This is a genomic window from Pollutimonas bauzanensis (assembly GCF_040393045.1).
Classification (GTDB): domain Bacteria; phylum Pseudomonadota; class Gammaproteobacteria; order Burkholderiales; family Burkholderiaceae_B; genus Pollutimonas; species Pollutimonas bauzanensis_A.
The window spans coordinates 41832-62092 of record NZ_JBEBUX010000003.1; the positions used below are offsets into that span (position 1 = coordinate 41832).

18 protein-coding genes are annotated in these 20261 nt (G+C 55.4%); 6 read left to right on the forward strand and 12 right to left on the reverse strand.

Annotated elements, in window-relative coordinates:
* Positions 1-10: 10 nt before the first annotated feature.
* From ABWO67_RS00940 to ABWO67_RS00955, 4 genes are all read right to left on the reverse strand, one after another.
* Entirely contained in the window at positions 11-715 is a 705-nt protein-coding gene (locus tag ABWO67_RS00940) for a glutathione S-transferase N-terminal domain-containing protein (protein ID WP_353146367.1), read from the reverse strand.
* A gap of 24 nt (positions 716-739) precedes the next feature.
* Entirely contained in the window at positions 740-1216 is a 477-nt protein-coding gene (locus tag ABWO67_RS00945) for a GNAT family N-acetyltransferase (RefSeq protein WP_353146369.1), read from the reverse strand.
* Positions 1217-1220: 4 nt separating this feature from the next.
* Positions 1221-1673, reverse strand: coding sequence for a YjjA family protein (locus ABWO67_RS00950; RefSeq protein WP_353146370.1), 453 nt, complete (start codon positions 1671-1673; stop codon positions 1221-1223).
* Positions 1674-1740: 67 nt separating this feature from the next.
* Complete coding sequence (locus ABWO67_RS00955; RefSeq protein WP_353146371.1) at positions 1741-2319, reverse strand: NnrU family protein; 579 nt, start codon at positions 2317-2319, stop codon at positions 1741-1743.
* Between the two features lie 123 nt (positions 2320-2442).
* Between ABWO67_RS00955 and ABWO67_RS00960 the strand changes: the two genes are divergently transcribed.
* Positions 2443-4593, forward strand: coding sequence for an ATP-dependent helicase (locus ABWO67_RS00960; RefSeq protein ID WP_353146373.1), 2151 nt, complete (start codon positions 2443-2445; stop codon positions 4591-4593).
* 69 nt (positions 4594-4662) lie between these two features.
* A complete protein-coding gene (locus tag ABWO67_RS00965) occupies positions 4663-6165 on the forward strand; it encodes an argininosuccinate lyase (protein ID WP_353146375.1) in 1503 nt (500 codons plus the stop codon).
* A 38-nt stretch (positions 6166-6203) separates the two neighbouring features.
* Here the strand turns inward: ABWO67_RS00965 and ABWO67_RS00970 are convergent, their stop codons facing one another.
* Both ABWO67_RS00970 and gltS read right to left on the reverse strand, forming a co-directional pair.
* A complete protein-coding gene (locus ABWO67_RS00970) occupies positions 6204-7709 on the reverse strand; it encodes a TAXI family TRAP transporter solute-binding subunit (protein WP_353146377.1) in 1506 nt (501 codons plus the stop codon).
* Positions 7709-8902: a sodium/glutamate symporter gene (gltS, locus tag ABWO67_RS00975; RefSeq protein ID WP_353146379.1), complete on the reverse strand. Its 1194-nt coding sequence runs from the start codon at positions 8900-8902 to the stop codon at positions 7709-7711. Before gltS ends, ABWO67_RS00970 begins: the two co-directional genes overlap by 1 nt.
* 153 nt (positions 8903-9055) lie before the next feature.
* Here gltS and ABWO67_RS00980 point away from each other — a divergent pair, with 153 nt between their 5' ends.
* Complete coding sequence (locus tag ABWO67_RS00980; protein ID WP_353146381.1) at positions 9056-10285, forward strand: spore maturation protein; 1230 nt, start codon at positions 9056-9058, stop codon at positions 10283-10285.
* Between the two features lie 6 nt (positions 10286-10291).
* Here ABWO67_RS00980 and rsmA read toward each other — a convergent pair whose 3' ends face one another.
* Genes rsmA through ABWO67_RS00995 form a run of 3 tightly spaced genes read right to left on the reverse strand, consistent with a single transcriptional unit; the run spans position 10292 to position 14964 of the window.
* Positions 10292-11077, reverse strand: coding sequence for a 16S rRNA (adenine(1518)-N(6)/adenine(1519)-N(6))-dimethyltransferase RsmA (gene rsmA, locus ABWO67_RS00985; RefSeq protein ID WP_353146383.1), 786 nt, complete (start codon positions 11075-11077; stop codon positions 10292-10294).
* Between the two features lie 6 nt (positions 11078-11083).
* The gene (locus ABWO67_RS00990) at positions 11084-12586 is read right to left on the reverse strand and encodes a peptidylprolyl isomerase (RefSeq protein ID WP_353146411.1); all 1503 of its coding nucleotides are present in this window, start codon (positions 12584-12586) and stop codon (positions 11084-11086) included.
* A complete protein-coding gene (locus ABWO67_RS00995; protein ID WP_353146385.1) occupies positions 12583-14964 on the reverse strand; it encodes an LPS-assembly protein LptD in 2382 nt (793 codons plus the stop codon). The genes ABWO67_RS00990 and ABWO67_RS00995 overlap by 4 nt, the downstream gene beginning before the upstream one ends.
* Positions 14965-15116: 152 nt before the next feature.
* Between ABWO67_RS00995 and ABWO67_RS01000 the strand changes: the two genes are divergently transcribed.
* The 3 genes from ABWO67_RS01000 to ABWO67_RS01010 all read left to right on the forward strand — a co-directional run bounded on the left by ABWO67_RS01000 (position 15117) and on the right by ABWO67_RS01010 (position 17727).
* Entirely contained in the window at positions 15117-16148 is a 1032-nt protein-coding gene (locus ABWO67_RS01000; RefSeq protein WP_353146387.1) for an aminoglycoside phosphotransferase family protein, read from the forward strand.
* Positions 16148-16840 carry an N-acetylmuramate alpha-1-phosphate uridylyltransferase MurU gene (murU, locus tag ABWO67_RS01005; RefSeq protein ID WP_353146389.1) on the forward strand — a complete coding sequence of 231 codons (693 nt, stop codon included), beginning with the start codon at positions 16148-16150 and terminating at the stop codon, positions 16838-16840. Before ABWO67_RS01000 ends, murU begins: the two co-directional genes overlap by 1 nt.
* Before the next feature lie 182 nt (positions 16841-17022).
* Positions 17023-17727 (forward strand): DUF6776 family protein, encoded by a 705-nt coding sequence (locus tag ABWO67_RS01010; RefSeq protein WP_353146391.1) that lies wholly within the window; start codon positions 17023-17025, stop codon positions 17725-17727.
* Positions 17728-17758: 31 nt separating this feature from the next.
* On the opposite strand, the gene glnQ is transcribed toward ABWO67_RS01010, so the two are convergent.
* The 3 genes from glnQ to glnH form a co-directional block, all read right to left on the reverse strand.
* Positions 17759-18487 carry a glutamine ABC transporter ATP-binding protein GlnQ gene (gene glnQ / locus ABWO67_RS01015; RefSeq protein ID WP_353146393.1) on the reverse strand — a complete coding sequence of 243 codons (729 nt, stop codon included), beginning with the start codon at positions 18485-18487 and terminating at the stop codon, positions 17759-17761.
* A complete protein-coding gene (locus tag ABWO67_RS01020) occupies positions 18484-19263 on the reverse strand; it encodes an ABC transporter permease subunit (RefSeq protein WP_353146395.1) in 780 nt (259 codons plus the stop codon). Before ABWO67_RS01020 ends, glnQ begins: the two co-directional genes overlap by 4 nt.
* A gap of 169 nt (positions 19264-19432) precedes the next feature.
* Complete coding sequence (gene glnH, locus ABWO67_RS01025) at positions 19433-20197, reverse strand: glutamine ABC transporter substrate-binding protein GlnH (RefSeq protein WP_353146397.1); 765 nt, start codon at positions 20195-20197, stop codon at positions 19433-19435.
* Positions 20198-20261: the final 64 nt, after the last annotated feature.

Sequence of the window (20261 nt, forward strand, 5' to 3'; positions counted from 1 at the left end):
TGCCAAACGACTAATTGCGCTTGGGGATATCCAGCCCTTTTGCCACGGCTGGCCGCGCCACAAACGCATCGAGCACACGAGTGACGTTGGGAAAATCAGCAATCCCCACCAGTTCACCCGCTTCGTAGAAGCCTATCAGGTTGCGGACCCAGGGAAAGATGGCGATGTCGGCAATGGTGTAGGCGTCGCCCATAACCCAACTGCGGCCTTCGAGACGCCGATCGAGCACGCCAAGCAAGCGCTTGGCCTCGGCAACGTAGCGGTCGCGCGGACGCTTGTCTTCGTAGTCTTTCCCTGCGAATTTATTGAAGAAGCCGAGTTGACCGAACATGGGGCCAATACCGCCCATCTGAAACATCAGCCACTGAATAGTCTCGTAGCGGCCGGCGGGATCTTGCGGTATGAACTGCTTGGACTTATCCGCCAAATAAATCAATATTGCACCGGATTCAAACAGCGATAGCGGTTTGCCATCAGGGCCTTGGGGGTCCAGGATGGCTGGAATCTTGTTGTTGGGGCTAATGGATAAAAACTCTGGCGTCATCTGGTCATTAGTGTCGAAGCTGACCAAATGCACCTCGTAAGGCAGCCCAGTCTCTTCCAGCATGATCGAGGCCTTGACGCCATTGGGGGTGGGCAACGAATAAAGCTGTAACCGCTCAGGATGCTGCGCCGGCCACTTCTTGGTAACGGGGAAAACTGAAAGATCGTTCACTGTATATCCTTATCTAGCACTACATCACGTCAGTAATTGCTGTTTTTTTTCCATCAGCGCATTGGACAACGCAACACCACGAACTAAAACTTGTTGACGGGTGATCACGCTAAAACCGTTGCTGGCGAAAAAGGGTTCGGCGGTCAGGCTGACATCTGCTGAAAGCAACGCAATACCGCGCTGCCTCGCCTCCTGGAAAATATGCGCCATCAATGCCCGGCCCACGCCGCGCCCCGCATGCGAGCCTGCGACGAAGAAGTGATCAATGTAACCTGAGGTCTGCAAATCGGCATACCCCACAGGGCAACCATTGATCTCGGCGACAAAAGGCTGAATCGCGCGAATACGCTCTTGCCAGGCAGGCATATCGTAAGCCACTGGCGCCCAGGCATCCAGTTGCGCGGTTGAATAGTCCCGGCAAGCCAGTTCATGGACCGCCGAGAAAAAGATAGCCCGCAATTGCGGCTCATCGCCCGGGCGGAAGTGGCGTATGGTTATCAAGTGTCTACAGCAGGGATTTCCCCATCGACAACACCTTGTCGCACACCTGTTTTGTGACTTGCTCTTTCAGCCCGCCGCCGCTCAGATCTATCTGCTTGCCGTCACCGCTATTCAATATGCCTTGCGCGCCGCTGGTATATCCGCTATCGGATGAAGGGGATCCGCCGGAAAGCTTGCCTAACAGTCCATCTTTAACTGAGGCCACGCTATTGCCGCCAAGATAGTTGTTCTTCATGCAAAACTCCAGCACGCCGGCAACGTTGCCTGTGCTGCCCGGGGTAATAGACTGTCCCGACAGCATGCCGCCGATATCGCCCAGGCTTCCCAGCGAGCCGGACGAACTGCTTTCAGTTCCTTTTTTCAACAAGTCGCCCAATTGAGCGTGTGCTGCGCCAATAGGTAATAACGCGGCAATGAAAATAGCCGTGGATACAGTACGAAACGTGCACACTTTCATATCAAATTCCTTTGGTAAAACTGGATTGTGCACCCAATATGGGTGCGGAAATAGACTAAGCAGGCCATTAAGCGAATGGCCGCACGCCGATCAACAGGCCGTGCAACCAGAACGCAAACAAGGCCCATATAACCAGTCCGACAACGACGGCGATAATCGTGCCCATGGCTGTGCCTGCTGGATATTGCGTCATGGCCGCCTTGTCGCGTTGGCGGGCGGCCCGAAAACAGAACACAGCCCAAATCAGAAAGCTGCCAAACAGGATCACATCCGCCAGCATGCCGTTGGCCAGCAAGTGGGCGAAAGCCCATAATTTCACGCCCAGCAGCATGGGATGGTGCAAAACCGCCTTGATGCTATTGCGCGGGACGTAAGCCGCACTGATCAGAACAAATGAAATGGCCGTCAATAGCGCTGCAATGTGCCGCATGGCCACTGGCGGCGCCCACAAAATGACGGGCTCTTGCCGTGCCATTCCGTAGCCGACAACAATCAATATAAAACCGATGATCGATACGATCGAATAGCCCGCTTTCCACGCATGTTCGCTATAGCGGTTGCGTTGTGCCGTGCGCCAGTCGTCGGCGACAATGCGAATTGAATGCATGCCCAGAAAAACCGCCAAACCCAGAATAAGAATAGCCATTGGTGTCTGCCTCGCAAAAACGATACGTTACTGTAAACTGCGACGGCGATAGAAGCCCGTATCGATTGGTAACTCAAAGGCTGCTCCGCCACAGGGTAAGATTTGCGTCCTGGAGACCACTTAATGATTAGCCCCCCAAATCCTGTGCGCTTTGTCCCGCACAGGCTCATTCCCACTCAAGAACAAAAAAACATTCAGCTTTCCCAGCACAGGGTGACGCTGATCGAGGCGAATGCGGGGGCTGCTAAAACCACGACCCTGGCCTTAAGAATCGGCGAGGCAATCGCGCGAGGCCTCCAGCCCGAGCAAATTCTGGCATTGGTTTTTACGCCCGAAGCCAAGAGCGTGATGAAAACACGCCTGGTTGACATCGGCATTCCTTCAGCCACGGCAGCCAGGATTCACATACGGACATTTGATGAATTCTCTCTTGAAACACTCAAGGCGATAGAAGGAGTCAATGTATTGCAACTGAAATCGGCGCATGACCTCAGGACGCAGGCGCTTGCCGCAATAGAAAGCGTCGGCCTGACGTACGGTCAAACTGTGGAATATCTGGATATTCGCACCCATAACATTGCCATCAGCCAGTTTCTGGAATATCAGTTGCGGCTGAAAGCCACGATGGCGCTCGATGAAAATGACTACGATAATGGCCCGGATGACGCCGCCGAGCGCCTGGGCATACCCCTGACCGATTACCTGTGGACGCTCGAGTACGAACGCCTGCGTCTTGGAAGCTTCGACGAAGCGCGCTTTCGGGGTCCATTCGATGCCACCTACGATCTCGCGCGGCAATTTCATGAGTTTCCGGAAAGTAAAAATGTCCTCCCTGACTACAGGCTCGTAGCCGGCGACGAGCTGCATGACCTGAACGAGGCTTCGTTCCGCATCCTCGAGGCGTTGCTGGACAAGGACAATCTGTATTTCGTCGGCGCTGGCGACAAGGATCAGGTGATCCATTCCAGCCTTGGCGCCGACGACAGCTACCTGCGGCATCGTTTCGCTGACCGGCAACCTGCTGCAGTCCGTTACCCGCTTACCATGACCTACCGCCATGGTCCCCACTTGGCCTATGCCATGCAAGCCTTCAAGCAGAAACCAGTAGAGTCGGGCTTGTCGCTGATAACGGAAATTATCCCATTGCACTATCCGCAAGACGAGCCTGATGCTTGCGCTGCGCGTGTAGTGGAGGCCATACAAAAATGGAAAGCCGAAAAGCGTCCTCTGGAGGATTGCGCCATCCTCCTGCGCGACCGGCATCAGTCCGTAGCGATCGAGAATGCATTGATGCGTGCGGATATTGCATACCGCACCCATGGAATGCAAGGCTACACCCAGCGCGAAGAAATTCTATTTTTGCGCGGCATGGTCGCCATTGCCCTGAATAATCTGGCGTCGGTCAAGTCGGCAGCTATTCAGAAAGCCATCGTAGAAGCCTTGGCCATTTTCGGGGAGCTGACCCTTACGCCCAAAGAGATGGATGAAGCCAAGGAACTTATCGTCAGTGACCCAACCCTACTTCGCACGTTTTTCAGCGGTCATATTCAGCGCCATAAACAAGATCTGGCCAAGGTGCGCATTTCAGGCGCAGTGGCTTATATGGAAGAGGTCAATGCCGACACCCCGGCGCATGCTGTGCTACATGACATTTGCCAGCAGCTGGATCTGGAAGCGCTTGCCAAACGAATTTACGTCCACCCTCATGATGCTGCGGTGATCACAAAATCGGTGAACGGTTTTATTGCCGCAGCCAAACAATCGGACATGAATCTGCGCCAGTTCTCTGAGTGGACAGGCGCGGCCGACGCCTTCGTCGCCACCAGAAAAAGTAAAGGTTTCGTTGTGCTGGAGTGCGTAGCCAATTCCAAGGGGAAGGAATTCGACCATGTGGTGATGCCGTTCCTGGAAAGCGAGGAATTCCCCAGCATCTTGAACCCCCACAAACAAGAGGAAGAAAACCTTTTCTATGTCGGCGCCACGCGCGCCAAGTCACGCCTGACGCTGATATCACCTACGGAAGATACAAAACGCAGCCCGTTCATCAAGCGCATGCAGCTGGCATCGTCCCGCTCGCGGGCCAACACGTCTGTCGAAAAGAATCAAACCCACGATACGCCGGCCGAGTCAGGCCGTGTCGATCTTAAGGTTGCTTATGCAGACAAAGATACGGTAAAAGCCATGGGCGCACTCTGGGATGCGACCCGCAAGGTTTGGTATGTGAAGCCTGGTCTGGATGCTCAACCCTTTGCGCCTTGGTTTATTAAAAAATAAGTCAAACCAGGCACCGCAAGCATCGGGACTGAAAACCCACTAGCAGTTTTACTAATAAGGAGTACCGTCATGAAGCTTCCTTTTTGCGCGCTGGCCATTGTTGTTTCGCTTTATGCTGTTCCGGGCGCCGCCCAACAAACGCCCGTCCATGACGAGTTTTTCTGGCTGGGCGAAATGAACAAAGCGACTGCCGTGATCAACACCGATGAAGGCTTGCTGGACAAGTCACTGGCGCCCGATATCGCAGCTGGCATTTCAAAAGTCATCGCCGACGGTAACCAACCGGGCGCCAAGCGCCCATCATCCGTCATCACCTTTGAACCCCTGTTGATCAAGGCCGCCGGCGAGGACGTAACGCTGCTTCATGCGGGCCGCTCCAGCCAGGACATGCATGCCACCTACCGCTCAGCCATCCTGCGTGACGACCTTCTGAACCTGGCCGACCAGCTAAACCAGACTTCCAGCACACTGGTCAAGCTGGCTGAAAAGCATGCCGGCACCGTCGTCCCTAATTACACGAACGGTGTAGCCGCTCAGCCCAACACCTACGGCCACTATCTTTTGGGCCATGCAGCAGGCCTTGATCGCGACGCGCAACGCATCCGTGAAGCCTATGTGCGGGTCGACCGATCCGCAATGGGTACAACGGTGTTGAACGGCACGAGCTGGCCGCTGAACCGCACTCGTATGGCGGACTACCTTGGGTTCGACGCAATCGTTGACAACGCCTACGATGCTTCCCAGATATCGTCGATGGACGAGCCTGTCGAGGCGGGCGCTATCGTGACCAGCACGGCTTTGCATACGGGGAACTTCATCCAGGACGTCATGACACAGTACGCCCAGTCGCGTCCATGGATACTGTTGCAGGAAGGCGGCGGCAACACCTACGTTTCCAGTGCAATGCCGCAAAAGCGCAATCCAGGTCTGCTCAACAGGACACGCAGCGATGCCTCGACCGCAGTGTCGCTGGCGATGGGAGTCGTCCTTCAAGCGCACAACATCACTCCTGGCATGAGCGACCCCAAGGAAGTCAAAAACAACAAGGCAATCATCAACAGCGGCATTAAAGCGCTTAAGGGCTGGGACACCGTTCTTAAGTCAATGGTTATCAGCCCCGAGCGTGCGCTGGAAGAGCTTAATAGCGACTGGACAGCATCACAGGAACTTGCCGATGTATTGATGCGCAAATACAAATTGCCTTTCCGTATTGGTCACCACTTTGCGTCCAACATCGTTGATTATGCCAAGCAGAAAGATATCAAGCCGCTGGACTTTCCATACGCCGACGCAAAGCGGATCTATGCCGAGACCGTCGAAGGCACCCACCATACAGGCGAACTCCCCATGAGCGAACAGGAGTTCCGCGCTACTCTGGACCCGCTCTCGATTATCAAGAACCGCGCATCCGTCGGCGGCCCGCAGCCAGCAGAAATGGAGCGCATGCTGAAAATCGCCAACCAAAAAATTGCTGATCAGGACAATTGGATCAAAGAAAAACGGGCAAAGATCAACGACTCTCTGGCCAAGCTTGACAAGGATTTTGACAAGCTTCTTGCAAGCGCGAAGTAATTAGCGGCCGGACCAGCCGGCCTGCCTATTGATTTTGATCATTGTGTCGTGCTGCTGCGCTGCTCAGATGGCTCGGGCGTAGCGGACAGCCCTTCCAATGCTTTCGCTGCAGCCGGATGCATGGGTACGGAAAGCCCCAGGCGGCTGGTTGCGGCTGAGATCTGTGTACCTTGTGCGCTGCCAAGGGCTGAATAATCTTGTCCCTTTTCAAAGATTCTGCGTGTCAGGGATGCGATCTCGGCATCCGAAAAAGCGGTGTCTGTCAGTAGCAGCGCTGCTGTGGCTATGCTTTGAACGTCTTGTTCCTGGCCGGCATACGTGCCTTTGGCGATCATGTGCGGAAAATAACCGGCTTTCAAATCCGTCAAGGCGGACACCGCGTCGCTGGAGAGAGGCAGCAGCCGCAAATGCATATCCTTCAATGAATCGCGCACGCTATCGGCTGGCGTTCCAATAACCTGCAATACCGCGTCTGTCTCTTGCTTTTGCAGTGCCTGCAGCGCTGTATTAAGACTGAACTCTTGAGCGACGATGTCCTCGATCCCAAGGTCGTGAGCCTGCAGCACGCGCAACGCTGTCGTACGCGATGCCGACCCGGCCTCCCCCACCGCTACCCGCTTACCGCGCAAATCAGCTATCGACGTCAACTTACCGTCGGCCCGGACCAGCACGTGAATAGGCTCTGGATACAGGCTGGCGATTGCACGCAGCACGATGTGCGGCCCCTGCCCTTGGAAAGCACCCGTTCCGTTGTAGGCGTCCAGCGCTGCATCACCTTGAGCCAGGGCAAGCGAGACCTTCCCCGCGCGCAAAAGCTGTAGATTTTCTTCGCCTCCGCGCGTAATCAGTGGCACAGCACGAGAGTCGGCGCCGTTGAAGAGCGCCCGCGCCACCCGCAAATATTGCCCATGCTCAGCACCTGCTGCAATGGCATAACCATCTGATACGCGGGCCAGCCGCGCGCGTATGCTCGACTGTGCAACCGCAAGCTCTTCTTCAATAGCGGCATGCTGAGCTGGCGACGTGTCCCGGGGAAACGCATCTACCACCCTGCGGATAGCGGCCAGAATGGCCCCTGTGCCCTGTTGCGCACCTGTTGCCACGACCGGCGCGATGGGTGGCTGGTACCCTGCAGGCACAACGGCGACCCACTCCTTGCCGTCAAGCCGATACCTTGCTGTTCCGTGAGCGCGAATCAGATCACCCGCCTTATTGCCCCCTGAAACGATACCTTCTATCCCTTTTGGGCCCGCACCGAGCGCCGAGATAAAGCCTGCAATACCCGGCGCATTCCAGGCGCCGAAATCCATATCCTTCAACAGTTTGATCTCTGTGTCGAAATACACGATGCGCCGTGTTTCGCCAGCGGGCGCTTTGGTATCCGTCTGGGAACCGATCCGTTCCAGGCTGGCGATCTCGACGACGCCATCAGGCAAGGCCAGCGCGATTCGTTCGGCGACCCCCGTGCGCAGACTATCCTCATCGGGGCCGGCGCCGCAGGCGGTAAGCAAGCTGATGACTAGGCAAGCAAGAATGACCCTCATTACCAGCCTCCGATGAAAGGCAAGGCCAACATGCCAGTCAGAACAAATGCGTTCATGATGTCCACGAAGAAAGCTCCAGCTAAAGGTGCAATCAAATTACTGGTGGGGGCCGGGCCATGCTTGGATGTAATGGCCTGCATATTTGCCATTGCCGTTGCGGTCGAACCCATATTGAAGCCAATAAAGGCGGCCGAGGTAACGGCGGCCTCGTAATCCTTGCCCATGAAACGGAAGCAAACGAACACGACATAGAAAAAGATGAACACGACCTGCACCAGGATGATCACCAAGAAGGGGCCGGCAGATAGCGCAACGTCGATCAAGTTCAAGGTCATCATGGTCATAACCAGGAACAGCGACAAGCAGACATTCGAGATAAGATCCGCCGCCCGGTCGTCGAACCGGAATCCTGCAAACGGCAAAACGTTGCGAATAGCAATACCAATAATCATGCACCACAAAAATGCGGGAATGGTAATAGCCCCTCCCGAGAACCGGTTGGCAAGCCATTGGCCGGCGATCAAGGCGGCAAATATGCCGGCCAGCGCACCCAAAGTGGAAACGGTACTGATTGCGGCTGCCGGCGCTTCGAACTCATGCGTTTCCGCTGCCTGCTCGGCAGACGAGCGCAGCTTGTAACGATTAATGAGGTATTGCGCTATGGGGCCGCCAATAATACCGCCCACAATCAACCCAATGGTCGCGACGGTCATGCTCAGTTCCATCACCATCTGAAGGTTGTTCACCTCTGCGAAGCGGTCTGCATAGGCCGCGCCCGTACCGTGGCCTCCGACCAGCGTTATTGAGCCGGCCACCAAACCGAAAATCGGGTGCAGGTCCAACAACTTTGCAAGCGTCACGCCCACCACATTTTGCAGCACGATGAACGGCAGCAGCACCACGAGAAACATCAAAAGGGCCTTGCCACCACGCTTGAGCATTCGCAAATCGGCGCACAGACCCACGCCGCTAAAGAACATCAGAAGCAAAACAGGCTTGATAGGCTGATCGAACGAGACCTTGAAGTCGCCGATAGCCAGCAGCAACGCGGCCGCCACCGCAAAAAGCATTCCGCCGGTAATCGGGTCTGGAATGTTGTAGCGGGACAGTAACGGAATTTTGCGATTAACCATCGTGCCGATAAGCAGCATGATGATGGCGGCCAACAAGGATCCAAGGGGGTCGAAGCTCATTGTTTCTATCTATTCCTGTTATTGGGCGATGATGCCGCGTGCTATTCCGCCCAAAGACGGGAAATAAGGGGGGTATTTTACAGAATCGCCGACTGACCAGCCTACGCCTTATACTCTACGACAATTCAGCTCTGCCATTACATCGCCCACTCCATGCTTAATACCCTCTGGCTAGCCTTTTTTATCATCGCCTCGATCTCGGGGTTATATCAATGGGTGGCCCTGCAAGATACCGAGATCTTCTCACGCATGGTCCTCAGCCTGTTCAATATGGCCGAGCTATCTGTAGAACTGATGGTCCTGCTATTTGGCACTCTGACGCTCTGGCTTGGATTTCTGCGCATTGCTGAAGCAGCAGGACTGATAGAAACGCTAAGCCGCCTGCTTGCGCCGCTATTTGGGCGGCTCATGCCAGGGGTACCAGCCGGCCACCCCGCGCTGGGTCTGATTACGCTGAACTTTGCCGCCAACGGACTAGGCCTGGACAATGCCGCTACTCCGATAGGGCTACGCGCCATGCGCGAGCTGCAAACGCTCAATCCCGACCCCAAATCCGCCACCAATGCGCAGATCCTGTTCCTGGTCTTGAATGCGTCATCGCTAACCCTGCTGCCCATCACCATCTTCATGTACCGGGCCCAGCAGGGCGCGCCTGACCCCACCATGGTTTTCCTGCCTATACTGCTGGCCACCACCGCATCATCCCTGGTCGGGTTGCTGTCCGTCGCTTTTATGCAAAGACTGAAACTGTATGACCCCGTCGTCCTCGCATGGGGAGCGGGGCTTGCCCTGGCGCTGGGCAGCCTCATGGCCTTGCTTGGCAGCCTGAGCGCCGCCGCGATCAGCGCCACGTCGTCGCTCATGGGCAACCTCACGCTGTTCGGCATCATTATGGTGTTTCTATTGGCGGGCGCCAGAAAAAAAGTGCCGGTTTATGAATGCTTTATCGAAGGCGCCAAGGAAGGTTTCGATATCTCGAAAAACCTGCTGCCATATCTGGTCGCCATGTTGTGCGCCGTTGGCGTACTGCGGGCCTCCGGGGCGTTAGACGCCCTGCTCGAGGTCATCAGGTGGTGTGTCCATGCAATCGGCCTGGATAGCCGTTTTGTCGACGCCCTGCCTACCGCCCTGGTCAAACCATTTTCAGGCAGTGCCGCACGCGGCATGCTGATCGAAACCATGCAGCACTTTGGCGTAGACAGCTTCCCAGCGTTGCTGGCGGCTACTGTGCAAGGCAGCACGGAAACCACCTTTTATGTGCTTGCCGTGTACTTTGGTGCCGTGGGCATACAACGCGCGCGCCATGCGGTAGGTTGCGCCTTGCTCGCCGACTTCGCCGGCGTGCTGGCATCCATTGCGGTGTGCTATTGGTTTTTCGGCTAAACCGGATCAGTCTTTCAGGGCACCCGCCGCTAACAGACAGTCGGACAAAGCCATAAACTGCGCCACCGACAGTTCCTCGGCGCGCGCCGTAGGCACTATACCCAGGCCATCCCAATCGATCAGGCCGGACCAGTCATTTAGCGAGCGGCGCAGCATTTTGCGCCGCTGGGTAAACGCCCTGACCACCAGTTTTTCAAACGCATTCTGGCTTTTCGGCTTTGGGCGGGATTCCGGCAAAGGCACCATACGCACTATTGCCGACACCACGCGCGGCGGCGGGTTGAATGCTTCGGGCGGGACATCGAACAGCTTGTCCATACGGTAACGAGACTGCAGCATCACCGAGAGGCGCCCAAAGTCGCCGGATCCGGGCGCAGCCACCATACGATCAATGACCTCTCGCTGCAGCATGAAATGCTGATCCAGCACATGATCTGCATAGTTGATCAGATGAAACAACAAGGGGCTGGAGATGTTGTACGGCAGGTTGCCGACAATGCGCAGATCCGTTCCGAACTGGGAAAAATCCACCTGCAACGCATCGCCTTCGATGACGGTGAGCTGATCCACCGGGTACTGGTGACGCAAACGCCCTGCCAGATCCCGATCTATCTCGACGACAGTCAAGCTATCCAAGGACTGCAATAACGGCTTGGTCAGGGCCGACAGGCCCGGACCAATTTCAATGACGGTATCCCCGCGTTGGGGCGCGATACCTCGCACGATGGATTCGATAATTCCTTGGTCGACCAGGAAGTTCTGGCCGAAACGCTTGCGTGCTTGATGAACCATAAATAATTAACGACGGTTCCGGTTTGATTGAGGGTCAAGGCGATTATCGATATAAGCCTGTCCGCGCAACTGGCTGAGCCAATCCTCGAATGCGGGCTCTATACGGCGCTGGAACAGAATCTGCCGGGCCTGCATACGCTTATACTCGTTCTCCATATTTTTGGTGCGACGCTCGATCACCTGAATAACGTGCCAGCCAAACTGCGACTTGACGGGCGGGCTGATTTGGCCGGGTTCAAGCGCGTTCATCGCCTGTTCAAATGCGGGGACGGTCTCGCCCGGCGTGAGCCAACCCAGATCCCCGCCTAGCGGTGCCGAAGTGTCTTCGGAATAGCGCTTGGCCAAATCTTCGAACTTTTCACCGTTGGCGAGACGTTCAAGCAATTGCTTCAGAATAGTCTCGGCCTTGGTGTCGGACATGACCTTGGAGCTTTTTATCAGAATATGGCGGGCATGGGTTTGCGTAACCATCATAGGCCCTTGCTCCTGGATCGGCTGATTCGCAGGTGCAGCGGCCTGGGCCTGCCCGGGAGCAGTGGCCGGACCTCTATTGGGCTGGCCGCGCGTCAAGACCTTGAGAATATGAAAGCCATTTCCGCTTTGGATGATGCCGGAGATTTCGCCAGCCTTGAGGTTTTCGGTCGCTTGCAAAAACAGATCCGGCCAGTCGTTGGCCTGCCGTACGCCCAGCTCGCCGCCGTTAAGCGCCTGAGGATCGTCGGATGATGCCGCCGCCACACCGGCGAAATCGGCGCCCCCGCGTACACGAGCCAAAAGCCCTTCAGCCTTTTTACGCAATTCCTGGACCCGCGCCGATGGCGCGCCTTCGGGAACGGCGACCAAAATCTGCGCCAGGCCCAATATTTGCGGACCGCTTTGCTGCGCCGGCGCTTGTTCCGACTGCGGCCCTAAGGGCGCTTGCTGCCCTGCCGCCATTTGCCCACTTTGATTCTTCAGGAACGCATCGATTTCGGCATCTGAAATTACGACGGTGCTATCAACTGCACGCTGTCGCAGAAGGTCCATACGGACCTCCTTGTGCAGATTCTTCATGTAGGCATCCCAGGTTATGCCGGACTTCTCGACTTCCTGGCGCAAGCGCTCAACACTTAGCTTGTTGCGCTGGGCCACCGTCCGGACTGCCTGTTCGGCCTGCGCGTCGGAAACATGAATACCCAGGCGATCAGCCTCCTGACGTTCAATTTCCTCCATGATCATGCGCTGCAATACCTGTTTCTGCAAAACGGATTGATCGGGCACTGGAATCTTCTGGCGTTGCAATTGTTGCTGCGCCAGGCGCGCCTCGGTATTGACCTGCTGCAAGGTAATGACCTTCTGATTCACGACGGCGGCAATGCCATCGACAAACTGCGAAGACTTTTGCACGGAGGCAGGCTCGGCCGTTTGGACAGCTGGTTTAGCAGCTAACGCAGCGCCTGACGATGCCATGCCCAGAATTGGAATCAAAACGGACACAAGCTGGCGCTTAGCATGCACACTACGCATTATTCATACCTCTCGAAGGTGGTTTTTTCGGGTACTGGTGGAGTGATGGACCGATAACTTGAAATCCGGTCACTTAGCAATCTCATGGGGTCGGTGCCAAGCGAGCCCAGGCCAGAAAGTTCCAGCTGGAAGAACATCGCTGTGTTCACTTGTTCTTTTGATACAGCATAACGCTGCATCACGACCCGGCCGACCCAGCAGCAATCGCCCTTGTATTCCAAGCCGAAAATCGACTGGGTGCTGCGCTTTTCCTGCAAGGAATAGTCGTAACGACCAAGGGCGTAGACGTGTTTGCTCAATGGCCACTGGCCTGCCACACTGACCTGCTCACGCGTCTTGTCATCAAGCGGGTTATAGACATAACCTGGGTCTGAGTAAGCGCGCGGATCGCGCTCGTAGCGATAGGAGGTGGACAAGCTGGCCAGGCGCTTGGGTTCCCAACGGAAACCTGCCGTCATGCGGTTGCGATCTCTGGATTCGGGATTGAACTGCGCATCAAAACGCACATTCAAGGTATCGGTAAGGGCAGCATTTGCGCCAATCAGGTAATCGGATTTCTTGTCAGTGCGGGGCTTGCCGCCTCGACCCAACGTTACCCGCTGATCAGAGAAATAAATACGTTGTGCAGCCGACAGTGACAAGCGCTCGAAACCGCTGTCGGCGTCAAGCCAGCGCGTGGTCAGGCCCACCGTCACCTGATTGGCTTCAGCAATGCGATCCCAGCCGCCACTGAATATGTTCTCGTCAAAGGCCTGAGCGAAATTGAACGAAGCAATACCGGTGTCATACACAGGTAGCTGCGATTGATCGCGATATGGCACATTCAGGTAATAAACCCGCGGCTCTAGCGTCTGGATGGAGTCATTGCCGAACAGGCTCGCCTTGCGCTCGAAAGTCATGCCGGAATCGATCGACATGATGGGCAGCACTCGTGACTCGGTTTTGGGGTAGCCCGGATACAGACGGGCCGGATACCAGTCGGTATTGTACTGGCTCATGTGCACGCCAACCTTGGGCGTTACATACCAGCCGGCACGAACGATAGGATAGGCCACGGTGGTATAAGAAGAAAACCGTGTTCCATTGGGGGCAATCCGCGTGTCTTTGAAAGCGCTGAACTTGTCGATATCGCCCGAATAAAACGGCATCTCGAACCGCGTGGCGTAGTTGTCGGATTGAACATCGAACCCGCCCCAGTTATAACGCGCGCCACGCACGTACAGTTCGGGAAGCTTGTTGTACTGTGGTCTCAGATAGTTGGCCGTGCTGTCTTGCAGCGTTTGATAGGTGTAGGCATACAGCGATGCATTGAAATATTTGTAGCCGCTCCAATTAAGGCCGGCGCTGCTTGGCAAATACGTATTCGTCGCCTCGTTCAGGCCCAATGATGAAAAGTCGCGAAAATAATCGTCATCGGATACCCGCCGCACGTCGAACGAGGCGCTCAGCCCCCCGCCCAACCTCTGGCGATGCTGCCAGGAATAATACCAGCGGTTCTTGTCGGCTACTTTATCATTGTTCAAGTAAGTACCAAACACCTGCCCGGTATAGCCGCTGCCCAAATAACGGAATTCAGCGCCCAGCTGCGCTCCGCGCTTGGCCATGTAGCGCGGGATCAGCGTCGCGTCGTAATTGGGTGCGAGATTGAAATAATACGGTGTCGATACCTCGATGCCGCCGGAACTGGATGTGCCATAGGTCGGGATCAAAAAGCCTGACTTGCGTTCTTTGCGGATAGGAAACGTCAGATAAGGCGAATACAGAATAGGGACTTTTTTGAAGTACAACACGCCATTGCGCGCAATACCCTCGTTATCTTCGTAATGCAGGTCAACCCGGGATGACTTGATATACCAGGCAGGATCAGGGCACGGGCAACCGGAATAGGTGACGTCGGTCAGCCTCATGTGGTCGCGGCTAAGGATATCGGCGCGCGTGGCCTTGCCGCCGCCGCCCGTCGCGCCCAGCCAAAAATTCGGATCGTTGACTTCGCCGGTTTCGCTATTGATGTTGTAATTGAGTTCGGGGCCAGTCACGATACTGGCATCGCGCATGATAAGTCCATTGCCGCGCACCCTCACCTGCCCCGTAGACCGCTGGTAGTCGATGTAATCGCCCTTGACCACCGAGTCGATACGGCGCACTTCAGCCTTGCCTGTCAGCTTAACCAGCCCGTCGGCATCGGACTCCATCTTGTCGCCCACCATGAACGAAGTGATGTCGTCATCTTCTACATTTCTATGCAGCTGCAAGTTGGGGGCGACCCGTAACTGCGGCTTGGCGGAACCCGTGCCTGTGTCGGTATCGACGCCAGGCTGCTGTGCCTGCGCCGCCGACACGCCAGCGATCGCTAAAAGAATTGTCCACCAAACCAAACGCACGAGTATTTTGCCCCCGAAGAAAACTGACTATATTTTGGCACAACTGCCGACCCGTAATGATTGGCGACCCGGTATTATAGAGAAGCTGGCGTGCACATGGTTCGCAAGCCGGCTAATTGTTATGCTCCCACACCTCATCATGGAAAAAAACCTTGAACTCCAGCGCTGAATCCCGTCTACCGACACTAAAGAACTGGCTGCAGGGCGTTGCCGGCAGCCTCGAACTGGACATAGACTCATTAAAACCCGCATCCAGCGATGCCAGTTTTCGGCGTTATTACCGCCTTCAGACGCCGTCGGGCACGGCTATCGTCATGGATGCGCCGCCCGAACAGGAAGATTGCCGCCCGTTCATCCACGTAACAGGCCTGCTTGCACAAGCAGGGCTGGATGTGCCCGCCATCTTGGCGCAGAATCTGGAACAAGGCTTTCTACTACTGTCCGATCTGGGCGAGCAGACCTATTATCAAGCCATACAGGCCGGTCTGGATGATACCCGCCTGCAAAAAATGTATCGCGATGCAATTACCGCACTGGTACGAATGCAGCAAGCCCAGACTACCGGTTTGCCCGCCTACGACGCTGATCGCCTGTCTCAAGAGCTGGCCGTCTTCCCTGAATGGTATGCGCAACGACATTGCAACGCTGTCCTGACCGAAGCGGAACAAGTCGTCCTGCAAGAAGCTTTTTCCGCCCTCATCACCGACAATGTAAAGCAGCCAAGCGTGCTGGTGCACAGGGACTTCCATTCCCCAAATCTGATGCTGGGCGAAGCGGGGCACAATCCTGGCATTATCGACTACCAGGATGCGCTGGCCGGCCCCCTAAGCTATGACATTGCCTCGCTGGTCATGGATGCCCGCACGACCTGGGAAGAACCGCAGCAACTGGACTGGGCTATACGGTACTGGGAAGCCGCTCGCACAGCGGGGCTCGCCGTACCTGCCGATTTTTCCGACTTCCATCGCGCCTATGAATGGATGGGTCTGCAACGCAATCTTCGCATTCTGGGCGTGTTCGCCAGGCTTTCATACCGTGACAACAAGCACCACTACCTGGACCACATGCCACGGGTCAATACCTATGTGCGTCAAGTAGCGGGTCGCTATCACGTTTTCCGGCCATTGCTAAGGCTGCTGGACAAACTGGAAAACCGCCAGGTCGTCAGCGGATACACCTTTTAATGCGCGCAATGATTCTTGCAGCGGGACGCGGCGAACGCATGCGCCCGTTAACCGACCATACCCCCAAGCCCTTGTTGCAAGTGGGCGGCAAACCCCTGATCGTATGGCATATAGAACGCCTGGCACGTGCAGGCATTAGCGATCTGGTCATCAACACTTCATGGTTGGGCGACCAGATACAGCAAACGCTTGGCGACGGAAGCCGCTACGGAGCGCGCATTTCCTATTCGCCCGAGTCTACAGCGCTGGAAACCGCTGGCGGCATTGCACAAGCCCTGCCTTTTTTCCAGGATCAGCCGTTTCTCGTAATCAACGGCGACGTCTGGTGCGATTGGGATCCGGCCCAGGCCGAACTGGTCGCAGCTGGCCTTAGTGAAGATGCCCAAGCCTGGCTGCTGCTGGTCGATAACCCGCCCCAGCATCCCGACGGGGATTTCCGCTTGCATGCTTCAGGGCTGGTCGCCGACAAAAATGCAGGTGCTGGCGCAGCAACGTTTACCTTTGCCGGAATAGGCATATACCGTCCAGACCTGTTCAAAGATATTGGCGAACAGCAGGCGGCCCCGCTGGCTCCCCTGCTTCGGCAAGCCATGGCTGCGCAGCACGTATTCGGTATGCACCACCCGGGGCAATGGATAGATGTTGGTACCCCCGATCGCCTCGGCCAACTGGATAAGGCGCTGCGCTGCTAGCGTATGCAGCTGGCGCACGCTACACTTGAAAAGCAGATTAATTCTATGTATCGAAATTTGCCAATTCGAAACCAAGCCCATCAAGCCCCGCAACAAGTCATAAATACCGTTTATGCTTTAGGGTTTTTCGGCAATGGATCCGCCTGATTCCCCTTGCCCTGCAATACAGGAAATAAATGCCCATGTTCGGAAAGTCTAACCGCCGCGTCTTCCAGCCAACGGCCTACGGCAATAGCCGCCGCGCACGACGCATACCCCGATGGCTGGTCTTAATGCTGACGGGGATAGTACTGGGCGCGGGAGGCTTGCTGTTTCTGCAGAAAAGCTATGGGCCGACGCGGCTTACAGTCGAACAATCGGAACAGTTGCACTATGACTTGAACAGCAGCAATATGGATAAGCAGCGCCTGCAATCGCAGCTTAACCAGCAAGGGAATGAGCTGAAAGTTGCCCGCACCACCGTGGAAAAGCAGGCTTCCCAGCTGAAACAAGTCACAGCACAAGTCGGGAAACTCACTGCGGACCTTCAGCTTTTCGCCGACGCGATGCCGCCAGACCCACGCGGAACATCGCCTGGCATTCGCGCAGCCTCGTTCAGCAACGACGCCGGGCAGTTGGCGTACCAGATACTGGTAATGCAGGACAAAGGCAAAACCGATAAATTCATCGGTGAAGTCGAACTCGTCGTTGCCGGGCGTTACCCGAATGGAAAAAACGCCAATATCGACCTTGCGCCCTTCAACATCGAACTGGAACAATATACCCACGCACGTGGCGCGCTCCCGTTGCCAGAAGGCTTCACCGCACGTCAGGTTACGATCAAAATAACGCAGCAAGGCTCGAAAAAGCTTAGCGCCACACGCACCCTGCGCGTCGCAGCGCGCTAAGGTAGCGCGGCCGGCGGCCGCGCTATGGGCCTTACTTAACGTGCTGCAAGAAATCCTTCAAACGCTGGCTGGGCGGATTGACGAGTAGTTCGCTGGGAGGCCCATCTTCAGCAATTTTTCCACCATCAATGAATATCAGGCGGCTGCCCACCTTGCGGGCGAATTCCATTTCGTGCGTGACCACGACCATGGTCATGCCGCCTTCGGCCACATCTTGCATCACTTTCAACACCTCATGACGCAGCTCGGGATCAAGCGCCGAAGTGGGCTCGTCGAACAGCATTAACTTAGGGCGGATCGCCAGTGCACGGGCAATGGCGACACGCTGTTGCTGTCCACCCGAAAGTTCACCCGGATAATGATCCACTTTTTCCGCCAGCCCAACCTTCCCCAGCAAAACGATGGCTTCTTCCCTGGCTTGCTTGCGCGTGCACCCTCGCGTGTGCACGGGGCCGAACATCACGTTTTCCAGGGCGGTAAGCTGGGGAAACAAATTGAACTGCTGGAACACCATGCCGGCTTCCCGACGCAGTTCGCGCACTTGCGCATCGCTACCGCGCACACTAAGGCCGTTAACGATGATGTCGCCGCTTTGGATAGTTTCCAGGACATTGATACAGCGTAAAAATGTGGATTTCCCCGACCCCGACGGCCCTACCACCACGACGACTTCACCTTCTTCGATAGTAAGGTCTATACCATTGAGCACGGTGCTGGGGCCGAACTTCTTAACGACGTTTTTAAACTCGACGATACTCATACGATTTGCGTCCTGTGTTCGATAAACTTCAGGGTCAGCGCAATAATCCCGGTCAGGATAAGGTAGATAACGGCAACCGCACCCCAGATCTCGACCGAGCGAAAATTACTGGCGATAATTTCCTGCCCTTGCCGGGTCAGTTCGGCCACGCCAATAACAATGAATAGCGACGAATCCTTCAAACTGATAATGCACTGGTTACCCATAGCCGGAATCATGCGGCGTAGTGCAACAGGCCCGATGATATAAGCCAATATCTTGTAAAAAGGCAGGCCCATGGCTTGACCTGCCTCTTTCAGCCCCTTGGGCACCGACAACAATGCACCGCGCACGATTTCGGCGATATAAGCCCCCGAGTTAATGACCAGCGTAAAAATAGCCGCCAGTAAGGCATCGATGCGCCAGCCGAAAATCAAAGGCAGCGCAAAATAAATGAACATGACCTGAACTACGATAGGCGTGCCACGTATTACCAAGATATATAACTGCGCCAGAAATGAAAGCGCTACAGGTATATAAGCGGCGAAACGCCACAATACCGCCAATACGATTGCTGCCTGCAGCGCAAACCAGGCCCAATCAGGTACACCGGAAAGGTAGTTAACCCCTATCCACGACGCAAGCTTTATCAGAACAGAAATTGCGACCACGGAAACGACGGCGATGGCCGACGTTTTCCAGGTAACCAGCACCTTTACGTAAGTGGTAACGACACCGGACATAAAGCCAATGATGGTGCCGCCGATCAAACCCAGCAAGGTGATCTGTATTGTCATTATTGCGCCTTCGAGAAGGCTGGGCAATGCATCCCAAATGGCAGACCATTCAAATGTCACGTTGATTGCCTCGAAAATTGGCGACGAAGCGGTGTTAGCTTCCCGCCGTAAAACGAAAAACGGCGACCGAGTGCTTACACCTGATCGCCGTCATGAGCCAATATAAAGATCAGTTGACTTGATCTGCTTTCTGGCCGAACCACTTTTGATAAAGCGCGTCGTATTGGCCATTTGCCTGAATTGCCTTCAGGGCTTTATTCACGACAGGAACCAATTCGCTGTCCTTGGGGAAGCCAATGCCGTAGAAATCGCCGCTTTTCAGGGAGCCCACGACTTTGACACGGCCTTGGCCGCTAGTCTTGGCGAAATACTGCAGATTGGGCGTATCGTGCACTACCGCATCAACCCGGCCAGTGGCCAGCTCAAGGAAGGCATTGTCGATATTCGGGAACAGCTTGAGCTTGGCGTTCGGAACATTCGCTTTCAGGTAGTCGACGGTCGCCGTGCCAATCTTGACTGCCACAGTCTTGCCTTCGAGATCTTTGGCCGTTTTGATACTGGTATTGTCATTGCCGACCAAGATAGCCAGGCCGCTTTCATAATAAGGATCGGAAAAATCTATAACCTTCTTGCGGTCGTCGCGAATGGTGATGCCGGCCAGCGCTGCATCGATATTACGCGTTTGCAGCCCAGGAATAATACCGTTGAAGTCCATGGGGCGCAGGGTGTACTTGAGCCCGGCTTCCTTGGCAATGGCTTCCCATAGCTCGATATCGAAACCCGTGTATTTACCGTCTTGCTTGAACTCGAATGGCACGAAGGCCGTATCGGTAGCGATAATCAGTTCTTTGTCCTGGGGTGCTGCCTGAACAGCCGGCAATACCAACGCTAGTGTCAGACCAGCCAAGACCGATTTTATTTTATTCTTGAACATACACGACTCCTTTAATGTAAGCGACGACTTCGAATACGAGTAATTCGCACGGAAGCCACTTTTG